The following is a 5417-nucleotide window of genomic DNA, read 5'->3' on the forward strand; positions in this document are numbered from 1 at the left end:
TTTCATCCCCTCCTTGAAAGGCAGGGGTTCTCACGCTCCCGCTATGTTTCGATAGATTTATTGAAGGCTGCCTATCATTTGGGTAATCGTCATGTTGCAGTGGAAATTACACCCACTTATTTACGCTTATCTCCTGATCCTGTTTTACAAACAATGCTCGAACAACTAGGAGTAGAAATCAAGGAAGAAATCTCACCCTTTCAACCAGAAGCAGGTGCATATGGACACAATCACTCTTAGTGATCCTAATCTATTGTGTTTGTTGCAACTGGCTAGTCCGAGTTTACCTGTAGGCGGATATAGTTATTCTGAAGGTTTAGAAACTTTAGTTGAAGATGGCGCGATCGCTCATCCGGAAGATCTCAAGCATTGGATAGAAATGGAATTGCGTTACGGGGCGATTCGTATCGAAGCAGCCGTGATGCTCCGAGGCTATAATTCAATACAGACCAGAGATTTGGATAGTTTATCTAGTTGGAATACTTGGTTATCGGCGGTGAGGGAAACCGAAGAATTACGCGCTTCTAGTTTGGGAATGGGGCGATCGCTCATGCGTTTGCTAGTCGAATTACAACCACAAATTCAAGCGATCGCCGATGTTGTCGGTAATTCTTGTAATTATGCGATCGCTTTTAGTATTGCTGCTGCCCATTGGCAAATAAATATACAAGCAGCCTTACTAGGATATCTATATTCCTGGGCAAATAATTTGATTACCGCCGCAGTCAAACTTGTTCCTCTTGGTCAAACTTCCGGGCAAAAATTATTACTAGAACTACAGTCTTTACTTAGTCACGCCACAGCACAAATTCTAAATTTAAAAGATGATCAACTCAGTTGCTGTACTTGGGGATTATCTTTGGCGAGTATGAGACACGAAACGCTGTATACAAGATTGTTTAGGAGCTAGTCAATAGACCTCTTGCAAAATTATTTTGTGGTATGATTAAGAGTTTTCTTCAAAATGCACATCAAAATCTATACAGAGAACTTTTATTACTTTATTGGTATTTCTGATTGAAATGGAACGCAAATTTTAAAAACTTTCTATCATACCATGAATTATTTTTGCAAGAGGTCTAATATGCAAATTAATGATTGATGTATTGTTGTTGTCTATTTAACTCAGTTTTCGGAAAATTAGTTCTTGATAGACAGATGAATCATTACCTGTAAGATTGAGTTAATAGCTGTATTAAAACTAAAAACTAGTTTTACATCAATCCAGTTTTAGTATAAAGATAAACAAAGATTTTCCAGATAAATTTAAGTATTTCTTTACGAAAACCAAATAAATGATTAAGGATATGGATTTGCTTGTTCTTGGCGATCGCATGACTCTAGTACAATAAGGCAAAAGTAAAAAGGCAAAAGTAAAAAGAAAAAATGCTTAGTTTATAAGCTTTTCGACTATTTTAAATGGTTGCTTTATTTACGCCGTGCTGTACTAGTGTCAAAGATTTTGTGGGTTTAAAGATTGAGGGGATTTTTAGCTCAAATTTCGCAGGTGCCATCGCAAATGTAGCTAGCACTGAGAGTATATTACTAATAATAGTAACTTAATCAAGCTTAAAAAAGTTTACACACTTCTGTGGAATCTGATCCTGAAATTAATCGAGTACGTGGTAAGTTTCTTAATGAAGAAATTAATTTCATGTGAAAATAAAGCGATAAATTTTTGGAGAGGATATGGAAAATAGAGTACAAGAAACCAGGAATTCACGGTACAAATATGTGCTTTTTTAGGCAACACAATGCGGTCTCTTAATATTTTCGCTAGAGGTAGAGCAAATTCTTTTACCTAGTAAGTTGTCAAAATAATCACTTTGATAATATTTATGCATTTTTTTAAAGCAATTTTAGTCGGTAAAGTTTACCAAAATTAAAATACTGTAAACTACAGCTTCATCTCAGTAAATGCCTCTTGAATTCAAATATTTTCAACTTGGCAAATAAAAATTAAGAAATGAAAGCTAAACTAGTTAATCAATATCTACACACATTTTCTCCTTGGGTTGTACCCATTATCTTAATAGTGACTTGGCAATTACTTGTGCAATTTGGTTGGATTCCGACAAGAATTTTGCCTGCTCCAATTGATGTTATTCGGGCTGGAATTCGTATGACTAGCACAGGAGAATTACCCTACCATCTTGGCGTTAGTGCGCGACGGGCATTTATTGGCTTTTCTATAGGCGGTAGTATCGCTTTCATTTTAGGATTAATAAATGGCGCTATTCCTTTAGCTCAAAAGCTGTTAGATACATCTATTCAAATGTTACGTAATATTCCTAATCTAGCCTTGATCCCCTTAGTTATAGTATGGTTTGGAATTGGGGAAGAAGCTAAAATATTTTTGGTTTCTTTAGGTGTATTATTTCCCATCTACATAAATACTTTTCATGGCATTCGTACCGTTGATCCAGGATTAATAGAAATGGGGAAAGTGTATGGACTTAACACTTGGTCTTTGTTTTGGCAAATCATTCTTCCTGGTGCTATGCCTTCTATTTTGATTGGTGTGCGTTATGCATTAGGAGTAATGTGGCTAATTCTCATAGCTGCTGAATCGATTACCTTTGATTCTGGTATTGGTTATATGGCAATGAATGCTCGTGAATTCATGCAAACTGATGTGGTAGTTTTGAGTATTTTGCTATACGCACTGTTGGGTAAATTAGCAGATGTATCTGCAAGATTCTTAGAAAAGAAACTGCTGTCTTGGCATCCTGGATATCAGCAAATCTAAGCTAAAGTCTTGAGGAGATTTGATTGACTGTGAATAAACTAAAAAGTATAGGAGTAGACCTGAAGATATTAGGTCTGAATAAAAGCTTTGGAAATATTGACGTATTGCGGAAATTGAATATAGAAATAGCTAGGGGCGAATTTGTGGCAATTGTCGGACGCAGTGGCTGTGGTAAAAGTACATTGTTGCGGCTAGTAGCAGGATTGGAACGTCCATGTACTGGAAGTATATTGCTAGATGAAAAGCCTCTGTATAAGCTCAATCCAGAAATACGGATGATGTTTCAGGATGCTCGTCTTTTGATGTGGAAACGAGTTTTAGAAAATGTAGGCTTGGGATTGAAGCAAAACTGGCGACAAAAGGCCCATTGGGCTTTAGAACAAGTAGGGCTGGCTGAACGTGCTTTTGATTGGCCCAGAGTACTTTCTGGAGGACAATGTCAACGAGTTGCACTAGCTAGAGCATTGGTGAGTGAACCACGTCTACTTTTATTAGATGAGCCTTTGGGTGCTTTGGATGCTTTAACTCGAATCGAAATGCAACAACTGATTGAAAAGATTTGGCAACAAGAAGGATTTACCGCTTTATTGATTACTCATGATGTGGAAGAAGCTGTCACTTTGGCAGATAGAGTCATTTTGATTGAAGAAGGTAAAGTGGCGATGGATTGGGCGATCGCTCTGAATCGTCCCCGTCAGCGTGGAAATCCTGCTTTTGCAACCCTCGTCGAGCAAATATTGCAGCGAGTTTTGAATACAAAAGCCGATTCTCAACAGTCGAAACCACAAGATTATGTTTGGGCAAATCAGCGATCGCCAACACATACTATTGAAAAATTAAATCAATACAAATTGATCAGCGATCGCCATGAGTAATTAAAAACGAATTGTTCCTTAAGTACACATCACCGCAATTTTGTTATGGAGTTCAAACATGAATATTTTCATTGTGTTGAAGCGGTTATCTTTTTTGAAAAATTTCTTTCAGCAATTTTTTAGAATCAAAATTTTTACACTGCTATTTACTGTTGGCTTGTGCGTAAGTTTAGGATTTTCTGGTTGCACTTCCAACCCTCAAAATTCTTCTGCCAATTCTGCAAATAATCCTACACAATCCACAGCTAAGGTCGTGCGTATTGGCTATGTCAAAAGTGGAACTCTTGCTTTAGTGAGACAACAAGGTACTTTAGAAAAACGCCTATCCCCAAATGGAATCACTATCAAGTGGGCAGAATTTCCTCACCCTCTTCCTTCTTTTCAAGCCATGAATGCAGGTAGTATCGACTTCAATCATGCATCCGATGGACCACCTATATTTGCTCAATCAAGTGGTGTACCATTCGTGTATATTGCCAGTACTCCGCCGAGTCCTGAAAGTCTCGCGATTTTAGTTCATCAAGATTCTCCAATTAAGACCGTTGCTGATCTCAAAGGTAAAAAAGTTGCCTTTAATAAAGGTTCGACTGGTAGTTTTCTAGTGCTGCGAGCCTTAGAACAACAAGGCTTGCAACTCTCTGATATTCAGCCAACTTACCTTAACACTGTTGATGCCCGTGCAGCTTTTGAAGGAAGAAATGTTGATGCTTGGGCAATTCAAGACCCATTTTTCGCTGCTGTTCAAAACGAGGGAGGAGCGCGGATATTGAAAGATGGTAAAGGTTTGGTAACAGCACGGGAATATTATTTTGCATCACGAAACTTTGCTAACACCAATCCACAGATAATCCAAGAAATTATCGACGAAATTGAAAAGACGGGAAATTGGGCAAAGGATCATCCTCATCAAGTTGCTGAATTACTTGCACCCAAAATGGGAGTTGATGTTAGCACATTAGAGCTTTCAGAAAAAAGGCGAAAACGCTACGGTCTAAAACCGATTAATAATGAAGTTATTTCCGAGCAACAAAAGCTTGCTGATAACTTATTGCGTCTGAAGCTAATCACCAAGCCTGTGAAAGTAGCAGATGCTGTTTGGCAACCTAAAAACTGAAACTATTAAGTAAGTAGGCACAAAAATTGTTTCATCTATAAGTAACATTAAAGCATTTGCAATAAATGCTTTAATGTTACTTATAAAATTGTCTGTTATATAGAAAACGTTAAAGCATTTGTAAAAAACGTTTGAATGTTTATTATGATCATTCTCTGAACTATAGAAAACATTAAAGCATTTGTAAAAAACGTTTGAATGTTTATTATGATCACTTGCTAATTCATAATAAACCTTAAAGTTTTTATTGTAAATACTTTAATTTTTATTATAAATGAACCAATATTTACACAAACGTAAAAGCGATCGCAAATAACAATTAAATTTATCGCGTTTACAAACCAATTTGTGGTCATCCTCTAAATATCAAGCGCATCTGTACCGCCTCGGAATAAATTCCGAGTACAGATGCGCAAGTCCTCTTCAGAGGACTCAAAAAAAAGTTTGTTCCAGTCCACTTGAGTGGACTTTCGCTATGAGCCTGGAACTTTAGTTCTAGGCGGGATACAGTTTCAACATGAAAAATTTTGACTTGTGTGTACACCGTAGCCACAGGCGCTTAGGGGAGGTTTTGGCGTTAGACAAAACCGGGGTGGGGTTCAAAGGGAATTATAAGTAATCAAGGGTAAACTACCCACACTGATTCGGAGTACCGAATACAGTGTGGGCTTTCAGTAGC

The 5417-nt window shown here is 37.4% G+C and carries 4 protein-coding genes and 1 pseudogene; all 5 read left to right on the top strand.

All coding sequences use genetic code 11. From position 1 onward, the window contains the following. Positions 1–240: pseudogene (locus tag AC5JMK_RS12120) on the top strand (hypothetical protein); the annotation flags it as partial. Then, positions 221–910 (top strand): urease accessory protein UreF, encoded by a 690-nt coding sequence (locus AC5JMK_RS12125; protein WP_096676154.1) that lies wholly within the window; start codon positions 221–223, stop codon positions 908–910. The pseudogene AC5JMK_RS12120 and the gene AC5JMK_RS12125, both read left to right, overlap by 20 nt. Before the next feature lie 1056 nt (positions 911–1966). Next, a complete protein-coding gene (ssuC, locus tag AC5JMK_RS12130; protein ID WP_096676153.1) occupies positions 1967–2749 on the top strand; it encodes an aliphatic sulfonate ABC transporter permease SsuC in 783 nt (260 codons plus the stop codon). Between the two features lie 23 nt (positions 2750–2772). Continuing rightward, positions 2773–3624 (top strand): ATP-binding cassette domain-containing protein, encoded by an 852-nt coding sequence (locus AC5JMK_RS12135; protein WP_495910179.1) that lies wholly within the window; start codon positions 2773–2775, stop codon positions 3622–3624. 58 nt (positions 3625–3682) lie between these two features. Beyond that, the gene (locus tag AC5JMK_RS12140; protein WP_495910180.1) at positions 3683–4738 is read left to right on the top strand and encodes an aliphatic sulfonate ABC transporter substrate-binding protein; all 1056 of its coding nucleotides are present in this window, start codon (positions 3683–3685) and stop codon (positions 4736–4738) included. Positions 4739–5417 lie beyond the last annotated feature (679 nt).

The sequence above is a fragment of the Pelatocladus sp. genome, from assembly GCF_059505505.1.

What these genes read in the sequence shown, in the direction of transcription:
- ssuC (WP_096676153.1), top strand. Translation starts at nt 1,967, where the DNA reads ATGAAAGCTAAACTAGTTAATCAATATCTACACACATTTTCTCCTTGG.
- AC5JMK_RS12125 (WP_096676154.1), top strand. Translation starts at nt 221, where the DNA reads ATGGACACAATCACTCTTAGTGATCCTAATCTATTGTGTTTGTTGCAA.
- AC5JMK_RS12140 (WP_495910180.1), top strand. Translation starts at nt 3,683, where the DNA reads ATGAATATTTTCATTGTGTTGAAGCGGTTATCTTTTTTGAAAAATTTC.